This window comes from Anaerobacillus sp. CMMVII, from assembly GCF_025377685.1.
In the GTDB taxonomy this organism is placed as follows: domain Bacteria; phylum Bacillota; class Bacilli; order Bacillales; family Anaerobacillaceae; genus Anaerobacillus.
Genome location: NZ_JACEHK010000016.1, coordinates 166,651 through 184,273, shown reverse-complemented (window position 1 = coordinate 184,273; position 17,623 = coordinate 166,651). Strand labels below are relative to the sequence as shown.

The window sequence follows — 17,623 nt, the reverse complement described above, 5'->3', positions numbered from 1 at the left end:
ACACAGATTGAATAAATTGAAGAACTATTCAGAGGTATTAAGGAAAGTGAATTTTAGGTTTTTATCTTTTAATCAATCCGAAACCAAGACTAAAAAAATTAATAGTATAAAAAATAGGAAGAAGTAAACTTCTTCCTATCAGTACTATTCTTCTAATTCGCCAGTTAAGAAATTTGGATCTAAATCTTCGAACTCTTCATCTTCGACGTCGTAGTCCCATGTCTTTGCATCTAGATCATCACTAATTCCATCTGGATTTACGTATACACAAACTTTTGTTTCACCAATAACTTCCACTAAAAACTCTCTTTCAACCTGAACAATGACACTTGTTCCATTAGGTGCGATTGTTGCTTCAAGCGTATTAGGTTGTTGAATAGCTCTTGCGATAACTTCTAAATCATCACTTAATACGTTTTTGTCTTGAAGAGTTAGTGGAACTACATCAGTATAAGTAACCGTTTCTGTAGCAACTTCAGTTTTCGTATTGTTACTATAAGAAAACCAAATGTTAGCATCGTAACTTCCACGAACCTCAATGCAGTCTCCCTTTTTTTCCGCTTCATACTTATGGTTAATAATCCAGCAACCTAAGATACTTGACGGCTTATGGGAAGGGCGTATCGTATGACTAGTCTGTGAGAATTTTCTCCCTTTTCCACAAACGGCTTTTGTTATAATCTCTCTGTAATTCAATTCTTTTTCTGTTTGTGACATTTGTTTTTACCCTCCTCAAACAATTGGTTGTTCTCCGTGGAGCTTCTATATATTTTTAAAAGCTCCTCCCAAACAGTCCTCACTCTCATCCTATGCAAGACAAATGACTATTGTGCTAACAATTTGGGGTAAAAGTTAGAAAAACTTAACTTAGCCTAAGAGACTAGGCGTTGAGTCTATATTTTTCTGTTCTTTTAAACTACAAAATCGTTCTATTACTTCCCTATTACATTGATATTAAAGCATATGTGTAAACATTCTTGGTTGTGCTAATTTCATTAACTTTTTCATTCATATATATGGGTTCTCTCGGCGTTTCATGCTAATTTTTTTCAAGTATTTTATTACGGTACGTGAAATTATATATAAAATAAAAAAACTAGCTGCTATTTCTCGTAATAGCAGCTAGTTTTTCTTTTAATGATTGTCACGCAATCATATTTATTAATGTCAAGACTTCATTGGTGCCTTTGTTGTTTTCGTTGCAGTTGTTCCCTTCAGAACGTCCCCACCAGTTGATTTAATAATTTCATCAGTTACCGTATTTGAAATCGTAGTAGCTACAAGTTGTAACAAGCCATTGACGTCCATTTGACTCTGTTTGAATTCTTTCACTAATGGGATCTCATCCAATTCATCTTGAAGCGTCTCAATTTTTACATCGGCATTTTTTTGCGCTTCGACTTTGCCATAATGCTCTAAATTGACAGCTTCTTTTTGAGTTTTTTTGATTTTGCTAATTAACTCTTGAATTGTTGCATTTTCATTGACTTGAAGCTCAGCCTGTTTAAAGAATTCTACTTCTTCCGTTTCAGCAATCATTTTTGCAAGTTCTTGTGCTTTTAAGATAATATCATCTTTTGTATATGTTTTTGTCATTATGCTTTCACCTCTACCTTTTCAACTACTTGACCATCTAGTGACCATGTTTTGGCTTCTATTATTTTAACATGAACGATCTTACCAATAATAGACTTATCTCCTGCAAAATTAACAAGTTTATTTGTTCTTGTTCTACCTGAGAGAATTTCTGGATTTTTCTTACTCTCCCCTTCAACAAGAACTTCAACAATTGTACCTTCTAGTTGCTTATTCTTTATAGCAGAAATATCGTTAATTAGGGCATTTAAGCGTTGAAGACGATCGCGCTTCACTTCTAGAGGGACATTGTCCTCCATCTTCGCTGCCGGTGTTCCTTCGCGTGGAGAATAAATATACGTGTAGGCACTATCGTATTGGATTTCCTTCATTAAGGATAAAGTATCTTCAAATTGCTCTTCAGTTTCATTTGGAAAGCCAACAATAATATCAGTCGTCAGAGTCGCGTTCGGCACTTTCGCTTTAATTTTGTTTGCTAATTCAATATACTGCTCACGTGTATATTTTCTCGCCATAAGCTTTAATACTTCTGTATTCCCACTTTGTACTGGCAAATGAATATGCTCAACTAGATTTCCGCCTTTTGCTAGTACTTCAATCAAACGATCGTCAAAATCACGAGGGTGACTTGTTGTAAATCGAATTCTTGGAATATCGATTTTCCGTATTTCGTCCATTAAATCACCTAAACCATAGTTCATGTCATCAAAGTCTTTTCCATAGGCATTGACATTTTGTCCTAGTAAGGTAATTTCCTTGTAACCTAAGCGAGCTAAATCACGGACCTCTGCGATAATATCTTCAGGACGACGACTTCTTTCTTTCCCTCTTGTATAAGGAACGATACAATACGTACAGAACTTATCACAGCCATACATAATGTTTACCCAACCTTGTAACTGGCCACGACGAGCACGCGGCATATTTTCGATAATATCGCCCTCTTTAGACCAAACCTCAATCACCATTTCTTTGTTAAAGATCGCATCCTTCAATAGGAATGGTAGACGGTGTATGTTGTGCGTACCAAAAATAAGATCGACATGCTGATGCTTCGCTAAAATTTTATTAACAACTGATTCTTCCTGCGACATACAGCCACAAACACCGATAACAAGGCCAGGTTTCTCTCTTTTTAATGGTTTTAAATGACCAATTTCACCAAATACTTTATTTTCAGCATTTTCTCGAATTGCACATGTATTTAAAAGGATAACATCTGCTTCTTCAGTTTGAGACGTCGGTTCAAAGCCCATGTCTAATAAAATTCCAGCCATATTTTCCGAGTCATGTTCATTCATTTGACATCCGTAGGTACGAACAAGAAACTTTCTCCCTTTCCCTAAGTCACGCATGTCTTCTGGAATATCAAAATCATAATGTACTGTTACATCTTCTTTTCCACGGCGTTTTGCATCCTTTAAGCTTGGTTGTGTAAACGTTGTTTGGAAGTATTCGCCATAGTCCTTTTTCTGTCCGGATTTTTTGTCCGCAGAAGAGGAATCTATCGTAATCGTCATTTGCTTCTTTTGTTGTTCATTCATGTGTAGTTGCTCCTTTTCTAAAAATTACGTACCAATAAACTAGTATATAGAGTTTTTGGTAGAAACTCAATAGTTGATGTAATTGAGTTTTGAGTTTTGAGTTTTGAGTTTTGAGTTGTTTGGAAGTAGAAACTTCGAAGCAACTTCCTAATAACTTTAAACTCAACACTCTAAACTAAAAAGGCTGACTTGCGTCAGCCTTTTCTTCTTACATAAATTCAGTTAACAATCCGTCAAACGTTTCTTTTTCAAGAGTAAGATCTTGATCTACTAATGGAGTTTCTTTAAAACCATGAACCAATTGCTCATATGAAGGTCTCTCTTTATTTTGATAGATTAATCCAGTCACTAAGCCATTATGTTCCATTAATGTATTAACTGCCTGAGCGCGATTTGTTGGGTCATACCCTTCAATCGAGTCGAGCTTTACAATATTCTCTTTAAACCACTCATACGTATTTACCTTATTAAATGTGACACAAGGGCTAAATACGTTAATGAAAGAGAACCCTTTATGATTGATCCCTTGCTCGATGATTGACGTTAGTTCCTTCAGGTCACTTGAAAAGCTTTGAGCAACAAACCCAGCACCTGCAGAAATAGCTAACTCCATGATGCCGATCGCAGACTCAATTGATCCAGTAGGTGTACTCTTTGTTTTAAAACCTAGTTCACTTCTTGGTGATGTTTGACCTTTTGTTAGTCCGTATATTTGGTTGTCCATAACAATATAGGTAACATCAATGTTTCTTCTAATCGCATGGACCGTGTGACCCATTCCAATTGCAAAACCGTCACCATCTCCACCAGAAGCGATAACTGTTAATTCACGATTTGCCATTTTTACCCCTTGAGCGATTGGTAATGAACGACCGTGAATACCATGGAAACCATATGAATTGATATAACCTGAAATACGACCTGAACATCCAATTCCAGATACTACTGCAAGGTTTTCCGGCTCTAATCCTACATTTGCAGCTGCTCTTTGGATAGCTGCTTGAACTGAGAAGTCACCACATCCTGGACACCAGTTAGGCTTGATATTATTTCGGAAGTCTTTAAATGTAGACATTTATAACAACTCCTTGCATTGATTATAAATTTCTGATGGTAAGAATGGATTTCCGTCATACTTCAGAATATTTTCTAATTGACAATTGATATTCATTTTAATAATTTGAGCAAGTTGTCCAGTCGCATTATTTTCAACTACGACAACTTTTTTAGCTTTATCCATTAATGGCTTAAGCTCATCAACTGGGAACGGATGCACTAAACGCACTTGAGCATGGTTCACTTTGAAACCATCATTTTCTAATCTTGGTAAAGCTTCCTCGATTGTGCCTCGAGTAGAGTTGAAACCGATTACTAGTAAATCCGCCTCTTCATGCGGTGCATTCGTGAAGATTGGATTTTGGAAATGCTCATGTAATGTGTTTAGCTTCGTTAAGCGTTTATTCATTTGGTTAATTCGGTTTGTTGGGTCTTCCGATGGTTTCCCTTGTTCGTTGTGCTCTACACCTGTTACATGGTGAATTCCATTTTTCATACCAGGTACAACACGTGGGGAAATTCCATCTTCCGTCACTTCATATCGTTTAAAATAATCGCCGCCTAAGTCAGGAAGCTCAGCATTTAGATCTAGTTTTCCTCTACGAATTTGTAAGCGATTGTGATCTAGTGGCTCAACCGTTTGTTTCCCTAATGATAAAGCTAAATCAGTAAGGATAATAACCGGACATTGGTATTCTTCAGCAATGTTAAACGCTTCAGCACTATCATAGAATGCTTCTTCTACTGTACTCGGTGCGATAACTACCTTAGGAATTTCACCATGTGTTCCATAGATCATAGCCATTAAATCCGATTGCTCTTGCTTTGTTGGAAGTCCTGTACTTGGACCACCACGTTGAGTATTGACAATTACTAGTGGAATTTCAGTTATTCCTGCTAAACCAATGGCTTCCATCATCAACGAAAGTCCTGGTCCTGCTGAAGCAGTTAATGTACGAACACCTGCATAATTTCCGCCGATTGCCATTGTACAAGCAGCAATTTCATCCTCAGTTTGGATAACAGCGCCACCAAATTCCGGTAATTTTTTCGTTAAGTATTCCATTATCTCAGAAGCTGGTGTAATTGGATATGCTGGCATAAACCTTGCTCCACCTGCAAGAGCACCTAGAGCAATCGCATGGTTTCCAATCATAAACATCCGCTTTTTACCATCTGCTTTTTCAAGCTCGAATGACTGAATTTCTCCAGTAGCAGCTTCTACTAAGTACTCTGCACCACGTTTAATGGCTTCCATATTTTTTTCAACAACTGAACTACCTTTTCGTGAAAAGATCTCTTCAACTACTTCACGGTAAGACTCAGGAGCTAGGCCTAAAACAGCACTCGAAGCACCAACTGCCACCATGTTTTTCATTAATGTAGTACCTAATTCACTAGCGATATCCGTAAATGGAACCGCATACATAGTTCCTTTTGAACCTTCTGGAAGCTTTGGATTGAATTTAGAGTCAGCGATTACCACGCCACCCTCTCTTAATTCATGAATGTTTACATCGATCGTTTCTTGATCAAATGCAACTAGTATATCTAAATCATCAGAAATTGAGTTAATTGCTTTCGAACTTACACGAATCTTGTTGTTTGTGTGACCGCCTTTAATACGAGAAGAAAAGTGACGGTATCCATAAAGATAATAGCCTAAACGATTTAATGCTATTGCAAATATTTCTCCGGTACTTTCAATACCTTCCCCTTGTTGTCCTCCAACTTTCCAGGAAAGTTGATTGATCATGCTCTCCACCCCTTTTGGTAAATGACAATGTCTATATGTCACGATTTACATTGTATCTCTAAATGGAAATGTGACAAATTTGTTAATAGTTCGAACGATTACAATGATAGACTTAAAACACAGAAAAATCAAGCAGTATTTACTTAAAATTCGAATAAATTATTGTACTTTATACCTCAATTAAAAAGTTTAAAAGACCTCTTTAATTGTGAAACCGTATCCCCATTCCATACTCTAAAAGAGAGTAAACGTTAGGCAATTTATTGCACACAAGATATGTAAAAACAACTGATAAAAAGGGTTTAAAAAAGTATGTTTGTGATGCAATAAACTTTTAGTAATATAAAGCTCTTTTCGTAAAAAATATTCTTAGGAAAAAATACTAATACGATAAAAACAGTCTAAATTCGACAGACTCATTTTGCTCTTTTCGTTAGTGTTTCACAGACCATTCTAAAATGAATAAGCCTTTGTTAGATTCATAGCATCACTCGCTTTTCATTGTTAAGTCAATTCCTTTTGGTTTAAGCAAAAGCTTTTATAAACAAAATATAGTAAATATTTTGTCATATATTAAGATTTCACCATGGTTGAAGAAAATCCTGCATGAAAAAATAGTTTTTTTCTGCGTTTATCGACTGTTTTCACCTAAATTGTGGTTTCAATTAGGCGTTTAGAGCCGAAACAGCTCTCTGTGTGCCCAAAAAATTCGCATGACAAAAAGGGGCTGTCCCATAAGTGTAACTCAGCACTCGTCTAGCTAAACTGTAGCGGCATACGCTTGCATACAATCTACAGATAGAGTTGTGCTAACTTACATTTTCAAGGACAGCCTCTCGTGTTTCATTAATCGTTAGCGAAAATTCTTACCTAGGCTCAATAATTAACTTGATTGCTGTTCGTTCTTCCCCATCAATTTTTATGTCGGTAAATGCTGGAATACAAATTAAATCAATTCCACTTGGAGCTACAAACCCTCTTGCAATTGCAACAGCTTTAATTGATTGGTTTAGCGCTCCGGCACCAATTGCTTGAATTTCTGCAGCTCCTCGTTCACGAATTACACCTGCTAGGGCACCAGCTACTGAATTAGGGTTAGATTTTGCTGAAACTTTTAATACTTCCATTTCTTTAAACCTCCTCAAATGTGAAACTTGTGTTTTTCATTAGTGGAATGCTAAGCGCTGCTCTTCAGTTTCCCTGAAAATATGCCTTGTTCAGTATATATTCAAAAATAATCCTGATATTCCACATTCGAAGAAGTTTTATAAGAAAAGCGTTTGCTTCAAGTAGGTGACCTCACTAGCAAAAGTTACTCAAAAAATGGATGATCTTCATTGATGATAATTGGCGAAATCGATTTTGCAGCTCCGGTATTAGGGTCTATCTCTATGAGCACACCATTTAATTGCTCTCGCCCTTTTGCGACCTCAAACCTTACTGGTAAAGCTGTTAAGAACTTATTCAAAACAGCCCCTCGTTCCATGCCGAGAATGCCATCATAAGGCCCTGTCATGCCTACGTCAGTCATATAGGCTGTCTTGTTCGGTAAAATACGATGATCAGCTGTTTGAACGTGTGTATGAGTACCAACGACCGCAGAGACCCTACCGTCTAAATACCAGCCCATGGCTTGTTTCTCGCTTGTCGCTTCCGCATGAAAGTCGACAAAAATAATCGGCGTTCTTTTTTTGACAATCGCAATTAATTCATCTACTTTTTTAAAGGGACAATCTAAAGGAGGTAAAAATGTTCTACCTTGAATACTGATAATGCCCACTTCGATTTGGTTTACTTTCACAATTGTATAGCCTTTCCCAGGAACTCCCTCTGGAAAATTAGCTGGACGCACTAGATTTGGGCAATAATCAATTACTTCGATTAGTTCTCGTTGATCCCATGTATGATTACCCAGGGTTACAGCTTGTGCACCTAGTTCAAGCATTTGCTTATAGATCTTCTCGGTAATTCCTTTTCCGGACGCTGAATTTTCGCCATTTACAACCGTAATGATTGGTTTATATTTATTTTTTAATTTCGGCAAGTATGTTGCGAGCATATCACGTCCCAAAGAACCCACAACATCACCAATAAATAATAATTTCATGCTTACACCTCTTATGTACTTTTGTTTTGAATTTTAACACATAGCAGTTTTAAAACAAACTCGAATGGCTGGTTTTGAGCCAAAAAAATAAAGTGGCGATTGGCCACTTTATTTTGCATACTCGACAGCTCTGGTTTCACGAATAACTGTAACTTTAATGTGGCCAGGGTAGTCAAGCTCTTCTTCAATTTTCTTGGTAATATCTCTTGCTAAACGGTACGCCTCACTATCATCGACCATTTCAGGCTTAACCATAATTCTAACTTCACGACCTGCTTGGATGGCATATGTTTTTTCAACACCATCAAACGACTCGGAAATTTCCTCAAGCTTTTCTAAGCGACGAATGTACGTTTCAAGTGTTTCACGTCTAGCTCCCGGTCTGGCGGCTGAAAGTGCATCAGCAGCTGCAACAAGGCTTGCAATAATAGACGTTGCTTCTGTATCACCATGATGTGAAGCAATACTATTAATAACAACTGGATGTTCCTTATATTTGACAGCTAATTCGACACCAATTTCCACGTGACTTCCTTCGACCTCATGGTCAATAGCTTTACCGATATCATGGAGAAGTCCTGCCCTTTTTGCCAGTTGAACATCTTCTCCTAATTCAGCAGCCATTATTCCAGCTAGTTGAGCCACTTCGATAGAATGCTTAAGAACATTTTGTCCATAGCTCGTTCTAAACTTCAGTCGTCCTAAAATCTTAATTAGATCTGGATGTAAACCGTGAATTCCAATTTCAAACGTTGTTTGTTCACCATAATCTCTAATCATTTCATCAACTTCGCGTCTAGACTTATCAACCATTTCTTCAATTCGAGCTGGGTGAATTCGTCCATCTTGAACCAACTTCTCAAGAGCAGTACGGGCAATTTCCCTTCTTATTGGATCAAAACCAGAAAGAATTACTGCTTCAGGAGTATCATCAATTATAAGATCAATACCAGTTAACGTTTCAAGGGCACGAATGTTGCGTCCTTCTCGTCCGATAATTCTTCCCTTCATTTCATCGTTAGGAAGAGTTACAACAGATACAGTAGTCTCAGCAACATGATCGGCTGAACAACGTTGAATCGCAAGTGACACGATTTCTTTCGCTTTCTTGTCCGCTTCTTCTTTTGCCCGTGTAACTAATTCTTTTACCATTAAGGCAGTTTCGTGAGTTAACTCATCTTTCACGTCTTTCATAATGATTTCTCTAGCTTCTTCTCTAGTAAATCCTGAAATACGTTCAAGCTCAGCTTGCTGCTTTTGTAAGAGTTCCTCCACTTTGCTATCCATCTCTTCAATATGTCGTTGTTTTTTGGTGAGAGCTTCCTCTCGCTTTTCTAAGGATTCCTCTTTTTTATCTAAGGTTTCACTTTTTCGATCAAGGATCTCTTCTTTTTGAACCAAACGATTCTCTTGTTTTTGAATCTCATTTCTTCGCTCACGAACATCACGCTCAGCATCTTGACGCAACCTATGAATTTCATCTTTTCCTTCAAGGACAGCTTCTTTCTTCAGTCGCTCTGCTTCACGTTTACTTTCTTCAATAATTTGATTTGCTGCATGTTCCGCACTAGAAATTTTCGCTTCTGCTATCGATTTTCGAACAAGATATCCAACAACTGCACTAATTGCTGCAGAGACAAGCAAAATGAAGATGAACACGTAAATGTTAATTTCCATACTTTCACCTCCCCTTGCTATCTAATTGTTGGGTTTTCATCATACATCATTTTCATTCGTATTAGGTGTGCACATCCAGCACAGGTTACCTTTTTTATTAAAATAAAAAAAATAGCCAATAGTAAAATGCGGGTATTCTTCACAATTGTATAATTGCTTACTGTTATTGTCAAGCTTTGTCAATAAACAGAAGTTCTAAACATAATTTTACGAATAATATTTATCTGAGTGAATTTGATAATTATCTTAATCAAATTCATATAGAACTTAATAGAGAACATAATGTGGGTGAAGCCTTACGAAAAATGCCAATTAAATAGAAAAATCTACTTTCCTAGCACAGTTGTTTTTTGGCTACTCGTTTGCCTACTATCTCAGAAACTAATCACAACCACTTAGAGCCTAAAAAAATGACTTAACCAATATTCCCTCGAAATAATTTCTGCTAAACGAAGGGCAATTTAGTTAAGTCATTTATTAATTACTATTAAATTAGTTTACTTTAAATCTAACGGAAGATCTGCGAACTCATCTTCTGATGGTGGATCAACTTTAATTTCACCATTTAATCCGTAATGTTCACGAATTTTCAGCTCAATTGCATCTTTAATATCTGGATTTTCTTTTAGAAATTGTTTAGAATTTTCTCGACCTTGTCCTAAACGTTCCTCATTATATGAGTACCATGCACCACTTTTGATAACGATATCTAATTCAGATCCAATATCTAAAATTGAACCTTCTCGAGAAATTCCTTCTCCGTACATGATATCTACTTCTGCTTGCTTAAATGGAGGAGCAACCTTGTTCTTTACTACTTTAATTTTTGTTTTGTTACCAACCATGTCATTTCCTTGCTTTAACACTTCTGCTCTACGAACTTCTAAACGAACTGATGAATAGAATTTAAGTGCTCGTCCACCAGGTGTTACTTCAGGGTTACCAAACATTACCCCAACCTTTTCACGGATTTGGTTGATGAATATCGCAATAATTTTTGATTTATTAATCGCACCAGACAGCTTTCTTAATGCCTGTGACATTAAACGAGCTTGAAGCCCAACGTGACTGTCGCCCATTTCACCCTCAATCTCAGCCTTCGGTACAAGAGCAGCTACAGAATCGATGACAAGAATGTCTACTGCACCACTACGAACTAATGCTTCAGCAATTTCTAACGCTTGCTCCCCAGTATCCGGTTGTGATAAAAGTAATTCATCGATATTTACGCCTAGTTTTTGAGCATAAACAGGATCAAGAGCGTGCTCTGCATCGATAAATGCCGCTTGTCCACCTTGACGTTGCACTTCAGCAATTGCGTGTAAGGCAACTGTTGTTTTACCTGAAGATTCCGGACCGTATATTTCAATAATTCTTCCTTTTGGATAGCCACCTACTCCTAGGGCAATATCTAATGCTAGTGAACCACTAGAAGTTGTTGAAACTCTTTGTCCAGCTTGTTCCCCTAACTTCATAATTGAACCTTTTCCAAACTGTTTTTCAATTTGGCGTAACGCCATGTCTAATGCCGCCTTACGATCTCCCATTGTTTCATCTCTCCTTAAATATATATCTTGAATAATTTTTAATTTGTCTCAATTAAAACCGATATCAATATCATAACTTGTTTTTTGAGATTTGCCAATAGTTTTCCCGAACATTTATTCGTCTTTTTTTGGAAGTTATTCACTGAAAAAAAAAGAATAAGAGACTAACACCCTCTATGATCGTAAATTGTATGTAAAGCACAATCAATGTGTTATACAAACCAGTTACTTTTCTGAAGTAGTTAGTCTCATCTTGATTTAATTTTTCTTAAAATTTCTTTTCTCTTTTAGGTCTTGGTTTGGCTGGCTCAAGGTTTACACGAGCACCGTTTAGCCTAGAGTAACGTAGAGCCTCATAGACAAATGGTGCACTATCCTCTGGAACCTCAATAAAGGTAAAGTTTTCAAAAATATCAATTCGACCCATAGACTTTGAAGGAATCCCAACTAGCTCTGAGACCTCATCAATCACAATTTTTGGTGTTAATTGTACATTCCTACCGACATTGATGAAAAAGCGAACCATACCACTCGCAGCACCTGTATCACCAAAGTCATAGCTATCATCTTCCCCAGTAAATTCGCGATGGAAGGCTACCTTCATTAGCGCTGCAACTACTTTTTCAGATGGATATTCACCTAACATTTCGTTAACTAGTGGCTCAAAGAATGTAAGTTCCTCATCAGCTTCAATAATAGAAATTAACTGCTGTTTCCAAGATGCTTGTTGTTTTTCTACAACATCTTCAATCGATGGTATTTCTTCCGAAGGAATTGACATCTTGATTTCCGATTCAATTGAACGGAGGTGCTTCATTTCTCTTGGTGTTACTAAAGTTAACGCTAAACCTTTTCTACCTGCTCGACCCGTACGACCAATACGGTGCACATAACTCTCAGGGTCCTGTGGTATGTCATAGTTGATTACATGGGTTACATTATCAACATCAATTCCACGTGCTGCAACATCGGTAGCAATTAAGAATTCAATCGTCGAATCTCTGAATTTTTTCATGACACTATCTCGTTGCATTTGTGTTAAATCACCATGAAGGCCATCTGCCATGTAGCCTCGAGCTTGAAGAGCTTCCGTTAATTCAGCCACACCTTTTTTGGTTCGACAAAACAAAATTCCTAAATCAATTTCTTCACTATCAATGATTCTACATAGAGAATCTAATTTATTTCTTTCTAATACTTTATAATATACTTGATCGATAGACGGAGCTGTAACCTCGCCTTTATTAATAGAGATGACTTTTGGCTGCTTCATGTACCTTTTGGAAAGTTTCATAATCTCCTGTGGCATTGTCGCAGAAAAAAGCATCGTTTGACGGTCCTCATTTACTTCTTTAAGAATGGATTCAATATCCTCAACAAATCCCATATCTAACATTTCATCTGCTTCATCTAAGACAACGGTATGAACTCTATCTAATTTCAAGGTCTTACGACGAAGATGATCTAAAACACGCCCTGGCGTACCAATCACAACATGAACACCTTGCTTTAGGGCACGAATTTGATGACCAATCGATTGTCCACCGTAAATTGGTAACGTTCGTGTCCGTTTAAACTTCGATAATTTTTGTAACTCTCCTGCTACCTGGATTGCTAACTCTCTAGTCGGGGTTAATATAATCGATTGTACATACGGCGCACTAGAAACCTTATCTAACAAAGGAATTCCGAATGCAGCAGTTTTGCCTGTTCCGGTTTGCGCTTGTCCAATGACGTCACCACCTTCAAGAATAACAGGAATTACTTTTTCTTGAATTGGAGATGGTGCTTCAAAGCCCATTTCTTTTATCGCTTTTTTAATATCATTTGATATTTGAAAATCATCAAAATACATTATTTTTGCCACCTTTTTGAAATTGTTTCAACAAACAATACAAGCCATATTTCACTGACCTGCTCTGAATTTGTTCACGAGTTCCTGCTAGGCTGATTGGGTACACTTTAGTCTCTTTACCTACCTCTGAAACTCCTATAAAAACCGTCCCTATTTCTTTACCTTCGATTGGCATTGGTCCAGCTACTCCTGTAAAACTTATTCCTACATCAGTACTGAGCAAATCTCTTACGTTATCAGCAAGAGACTTAGCACACTCCCCGCTAACCGCACCAAATTGTTCAAGCACTTCATTTGGAACCTGAAGAAGCGTTTGTTTTAGTTCATTACTATAACAAACCACTCCACCTTTAAAGATTTCTGAAATTCCTGGCAGTGTAGTCAATTCACTTGAAAAGAGTCCACCGGTTATACTCTCAGCAGCTGCTATTGTGAGGTTTTGCTTCTTATAGAGAAGGGCAACTTCTTTTGTCAGAGTCGTTTCATCATAGCCATAAAAAAACGCGCCAACTCTTGACATAATCTTCGTTTCTAGTTCCTCAATCAATTTCATGCCTTCTGTTTTACTTTCATGTTTAACCGTTAATCGAATCGTCACTTCTCCATCTTTAGCTAAGGGGGCAATCGTAGGATTTGTTTGTGCCTCAATCAAATCAAGGAGTTCAGTTTCTAATTGCGATTCACCAATACCGTAAAAATTCAGTACTCTTGAGATGATTTGTTCTGATTTATCAAGCTGCGAAAAGAGAAACGGCAGGCCATAAGTTGTAAACATTGGTTGCATTTCTTTCGGCGGCCCTGGTAGAAGTAAATACTTAACCTCACCTTCCTGAAAAGCCATCCCTGGAGCCATCCCATGATCATTCGGAAGGACCATTGAGCCTTCAATCACAAGCGCTTGTTTTCGATTATTTTCAGTCATCACGCGATTTCGGCGTTTAAAATAAGCCTCAATATTTTCGAGTGCCTTATTGTCAATGACTAACGAACGCCCAACTGAATCTGCAATCGTTTCTTTCGTAAGATCATCTTTAGTTGGCCCTAATCCTCCAGTAAAAATAATTAAATTAGAGCGTTTTTGCGCATGTCCAATTGCTTCTGAAAGTCGTGCGCTATTGTCCCCAACAACTGTATGATAAAAAACATTGACACCGATATTAGCCAGCTGCCTTGAAATATATTGTGCATTTGTGTTCGTTATTTGTCCAAGTAAAAGCTCAGAACCTATAGCAATAATTTCAGCATTCAAAGGAAATATACCTCCAGTTACTTAGATTTCAGAATAATATGCTTATTTTTTACGAAATAATCCCATCCTGAAATAATCGTTAAAATTGTCGCAATCCAAAGGGTAATATCAGCAAAAGGAATTCCAATGATTTCAAAAGGAATATTATGTAACATTAATGCAGATACGGCAATAATTTGAAACACTGTTTTCCATTTCCCTAAATTACTAGCGGCTATTACTTGACCATCAGCTGCTGCTACTAGACGGATCCCTGTTACAGCAAATTCTCTACTAATAATGATAATGGCAATCCACGCAGGCAATAACATTAATTCTACAAGAGCAATCAGAGCTGCAGTCATTAATAGCTTATCGGCAAGTGGGTCTAAAAATTTCCCAAGGTTTGTAACTAAGTTATATTTTCTAGCATAAAAACCATCAAGCCAATCTGTACTTGCAGCAAGAATGAAAAGCAATGCACCGATAAAGTGCGCCCAAGGTAATCCATGCCCAAAGATTAATAATTCACCTAAATTAAATGGTGCTAGTAAAAAAGCATAAATAGGGGAATAAGAATAATTCTAGAAATGGTGATTTATTAGGTATGTTCACATGTACCCTCCCTATTAATAGAAGAGCATAAGCGCAAGTCTCAAGTGAAAACAGTTGCGCTTAACTCTTACTAAGTTATTAGTCGTAAACTAAACGATTATGTATTATTTATCTCATGTTGACAAATTGAACGGGAAACTCTAAATCCAATTGCTTTACTAACTGAATAACGGCTTGCAAATCGTCAATGTTTTTTGCAGTTACTCGAATTTGATCATTTTGGATTTGGGCCTTTACTTTTAGTTTTGAATCACGAATGGCTACTGTAACCTTTTTCGCTCGTTCTGAACTAATTCCAGCGACTAAAGAAATAACCTGTCTTACTGTTCCTCCAGAAGCCTTTTCAACCTTCCCAAAATCCATTACTTTTTGGGACAAACCACGCTTGATAAATTTCATTTGTAAGATGTCAATTACACTTTCTAATTTATAATCATCGTCTGAAATAATTGTAATTTGGTGTTCGCCAGTACGCTCAATACTACTTTTAGAACCTTTAAAATCATAACGTGTTTTTATTTCTTTCACTGCTTGCACAATTGCATTATCTACTTCCTGTAATTCTACTTCCGAAACAATGTCAAAAGAATGCTCTTTTGCCATATTCATCATCCTTTCATTAAGCATGAATATAATTTTACCATAATCCTTTGTCGATGTGTAATTTTAGCTTTTTTTGACGAATTCATTATAAAAGCTATTCCGTTCTATCTGAATTTGATGAAGGTAATTATGAACTTCACCCATTACACATCAATAGCATGTTCCTAGATCATACCATAAAAAGAGCCATCAAATGATGACTCGTTACTAATCGTTATTGTGTAGGATCTTGTTGAAAATGAAACGTTACCTTTTGATGAACGATGTCTTGAGGGAATTCAAAAGGTTCATCATTAATGAATAAGTTTACATTATTCGACGCTCCAAAATTAAACTGGATGGTCTCTTCTTCTGAAAAGTCAAAGTTTAACGATTTCCCACCATCTACATTAGCAGCATGGAAAGTCTTCCCCTTACGATTATCAATTCCTACATAGCTTTTTCCTTGGAGATCGATTTTGAACGTAAATTCAGTAGCATTTACCAAATTATAAATCGTTTCATTTCTTATTGTTTCTACTACAACTAGTTCTTGCTGCGGAACTTCTTCAACGGGGTCTTCTTCTACTTCTTCCTCGGTTACTGCTTCTTCGTCAGTTTCCTCTTCAACCGTTTTAAGGGCTTCTTCATCCCTACCACCCTCTACTGGAGATTGAAGTTGTTCCTTAGGAATCCCTTCATCGGCCGTGGAATTAGTCTGTAGAAAATACCAAACGCCAACTAAAATTGCCATGATAAAAACAACTGCGATTACAGAAGGCAACAAAGCTAAAAATCGTTGTGTTTTTTTTGTACCACCCGTTTTTCTTTTTTGAACTCGCGGTGGAATTTCCGCTTCCTTTTTATTTGAGGCTGGGAGTTCATTTGCATGCTCTTCAAATATTAAATCTGGATTAATTCCAACTGCTTCTGCGTAACTTTTCACAAAAGCACGAGCATAAAATTGCCCCGGGAGCATATCTAAATTACCCTCTTCAATCGCTAGTAAATAACGCTTTTGAATTTTTGTAATACTTTGAAGCTCCTCCAAGGTTAATTTTCTTTCTTCTCTTGCTTGCTTTAATCTACTTCCTAATTCTGACAACCTTACCACCTACCAACTTTAACTAATATCAAATGAAGAAAAACCGGAGTCGATTACTTCATAAGTAATGGTTTCATCATGATTGTTTCTTAGCTCTATTATGTAGTCAAAGTCATCTAACGTATACTCTGTTTCTCTAACAAAAATGTCAGGGTGTTCGATGACTTTTGTTGAGCTAAGCCGCATGACATCATTTACGAGCGTACGATGCTTCTCTGTTGCTCGCATCGTTGTTACAATTCCGTCTATTATATAGATGTTATTCTCAGATAACTCGTCATCTGCTAACTGACTGCGGATTGTTTGTCTAAGTAATGTTGACGAGATAAATGACCAACGCTTATTGGCACAAACACTTGCAGCTACAATTGATTCCGTTTTCCCAACTCGAGGCATACCACGAATCCCAATTAGTTTGTGGCCTTCCTTTTTAAATAACTCTGCCATAAAATCAACAAGAATACCTAATTCATCACGAACAAACCGAAAGATTTTTTTTTCATCACCATCTCGTTCAATAAAATGACCATGTCGAACAGCTAAACGGTCGCGAAGTTTCGGCTCCCTAACTTTTGTCACTGAAATATTGTCCATTGTGTTTAAAATCATCGTTAGGCGCTCGATTTGTTCATCATCTTCACTTAAAATTAGCATTCCCCGTCTCATGTGGTCAACACCATTAATCGTAATAATGTTTATTGATAACATACCAAGAAGGGATGCTATGTCACCTAATAAACCAGGTCTATTTTTATGTATTTGATATTCTAAATACCATTCCTTTTTCAGTATCGTTCAACTCCTTCTCACGATATACATTTATTACTACTTTACAAATACTCTTTTTTATATCATAATTCATTTTTTTCATGAATGAAAGTGATTTATACGATACTTGTGGACAATATACATTTTTTCTACCTTGAATGAAATGAAACATAGAGAACAACTCGAA

Annotated in this window: 14 protein-coding genes and 1 pseudogene; all 15 read right to left on the bottom strand. The window is 36.9% G+C overall.

Annotated features, from left to right (window positions below; all coding sequences use genetic code 11):
• Positions 1-144 precede the first annotated feature (144 nt).
• Positions 145-717 (bottom strand): outer spore coat protein CotE, encoded by a 573-nt coding sequence (locus tag H1D32_RS21010; protein ID WP_261180157.1) that lies wholly within the window; start codon positions 715-717, stop codon positions 145-147.
• A gap of 450 nt (positions 718-1,167) precedes the next feature.
• Positions 1,168-1,596 (bottom strand): YlbF/YmcA family competence regulator, encoded by a 429-nt coding sequence (locus tag H1D32_RS21005; protein ID WP_261180156.1) that lies wholly within the window; start codon positions 1,594-1,596, stop codon positions 1,168-1,170.
• Positions 1,596-3,140 (bottom strand): tRNA (N6-isopentenyl adenosine(37)-C2)-methylthiotransferase MiaB, encoded by a 1,545-nt coding sequence (gene miaB / locus H1D32_RS21000; RefSeq protein ID WP_261180155.1) that lies wholly within the window; start codon positions 3,138-3,140, stop codon positions 1,596-1,598. The genes H1D32_RS21005 and miaB overlap by 1 nt, the downstream gene beginning before the upstream one ends.
• A gap of 208 nt (positions 3,141-3,348) precedes the next feature.
• Entirely contained in the window at positions 3,349-4,215 is an 867-nt protein-coding gene (locus H1D32_RS20995; RefSeq protein ID WP_261180154.1) for a 2-oxoacid:ferredoxin oxidoreductase subunit beta, read from the bottom strand.
• Positions 4,216-5,952 (bottom strand): 2-oxoacid:acceptor oxidoreductase subunit alpha, encoded by a 1,737-nt coding sequence (locus H1D32_RS20990; protein WP_261180153.1) that lies wholly within the window; start codon positions 5,950-5,952, stop codon positions 4,216-4,218.
• An 866-nt stretch (positions 5,953-6,818) separates the two neighbouring features.
• Positions 6,819-7,079, bottom strand: coding sequence for a stage V sporulation protein S (locus H1D32_RS20985; RefSeq protein WP_261180152.1), 261 nt, complete (start codon positions 7,077-7,079; stop codon positions 6,819-6,821).
• 185 nt (positions 7,080-7,264) lie between these two features.
• A complete protein-coding gene (locus H1D32_RS20980) occupies positions 7,265-8,059 on the bottom strand; it encodes a TIGR00282 family metallophosphoesterase (protein ID WP_261180151.1) in 795 nt (264 codons plus the stop codon).
• Positions 8,060-8,167: 108 nt separating this feature from the next.
• Complete coding sequence (rny, locus tag H1D32_RS20975) at positions 8,168-9,736, bottom strand: ribonuclease Y (protein WP_261180150.1); 1,569 nt, start codon at positions 9,734-9,736, stop codon at positions 8,168-8,170.
• Positions 9,737-10,233: 497 nt separating this feature from the next.
• Entirely contained in the window at positions 10,234-11,283 is a 1,050-nt protein-coding gene (recA, locus tag H1D32_RS20970) for a recombinase RecA (protein WP_261180149.1), read from the bottom strand.
• A gap of 268 nt (positions 11,284-11,551) precedes the next feature.
• Entirely contained in the window at positions 11,552-13,141 is a 1,590-nt protein-coding gene (locus H1D32_RS20965) for a DEAD/DEAH box helicase (RefSeq protein ID WP_261180253.1), read from the bottom strand.
• On the bottom strand, positions 13,128-14,387 hold the full coding sequence (locus tag H1D32_RS20960) for a competence/damage-inducible protein A (protein ID WP_261180148.1): 1,260 nt from the start codon (positions 14,385-14,387) through the stop codon (positions 13,128-13,130). The genes H1D32_RS20965 and H1D32_RS20960 overlap by 14 nt, the downstream gene beginning before the upstream one ends.
• A 17-nt stretch (positions 14,388-14,404) precedes the next feature.
• A pseudogene (gene pgsA / locus H1D32_RS20955) lies at positions 14,405-14,981 on the bottom strand (CDP-diacylglycerol--glycerol-3-phosphate 3-phosphatidyltransferase).
• Between the two features lie 108 nt (positions 14,982-15,089).
• The gene (locus H1D32_RS20950; protein ID WP_261180147.1) at positions 15,090-15,584 is read right to left on the bottom strand and encodes a YajQ family cyclic di-GMP-binding protein; all 495 of its coding nucleotides are present in this window, start codon (positions 15,582-15,584) and stop codon (positions 15,090-15,092) included.
• A 214-nt stretch (positions 15,585-15,798) separates the two neighbouring features.
• Complete coding sequence (locus H1D32_RS20945; RefSeq protein WP_261180146.1) at positions 15,799-16,668, bottom strand: helix-turn-helix domain-containing protein; 870 nt, start codon at positions 16,666-16,668, stop codon at positions 15,799-15,801.
• Positions 16,669-16,686: 18 nt separating this feature from the next.
• Complete coding sequence (locus H1D32_RS20940) at positions 16,687-17,460, bottom strand: DUF3388 domain-containing protein (RefSeq protein ID WP_261180252.1); 774 nt, start codon at positions 17,458-17,460, stop codon at positions 16,687-16,689.
• Between the last annotated feature and the right edge of the window lie 163 nt (positions 17,461-17,623).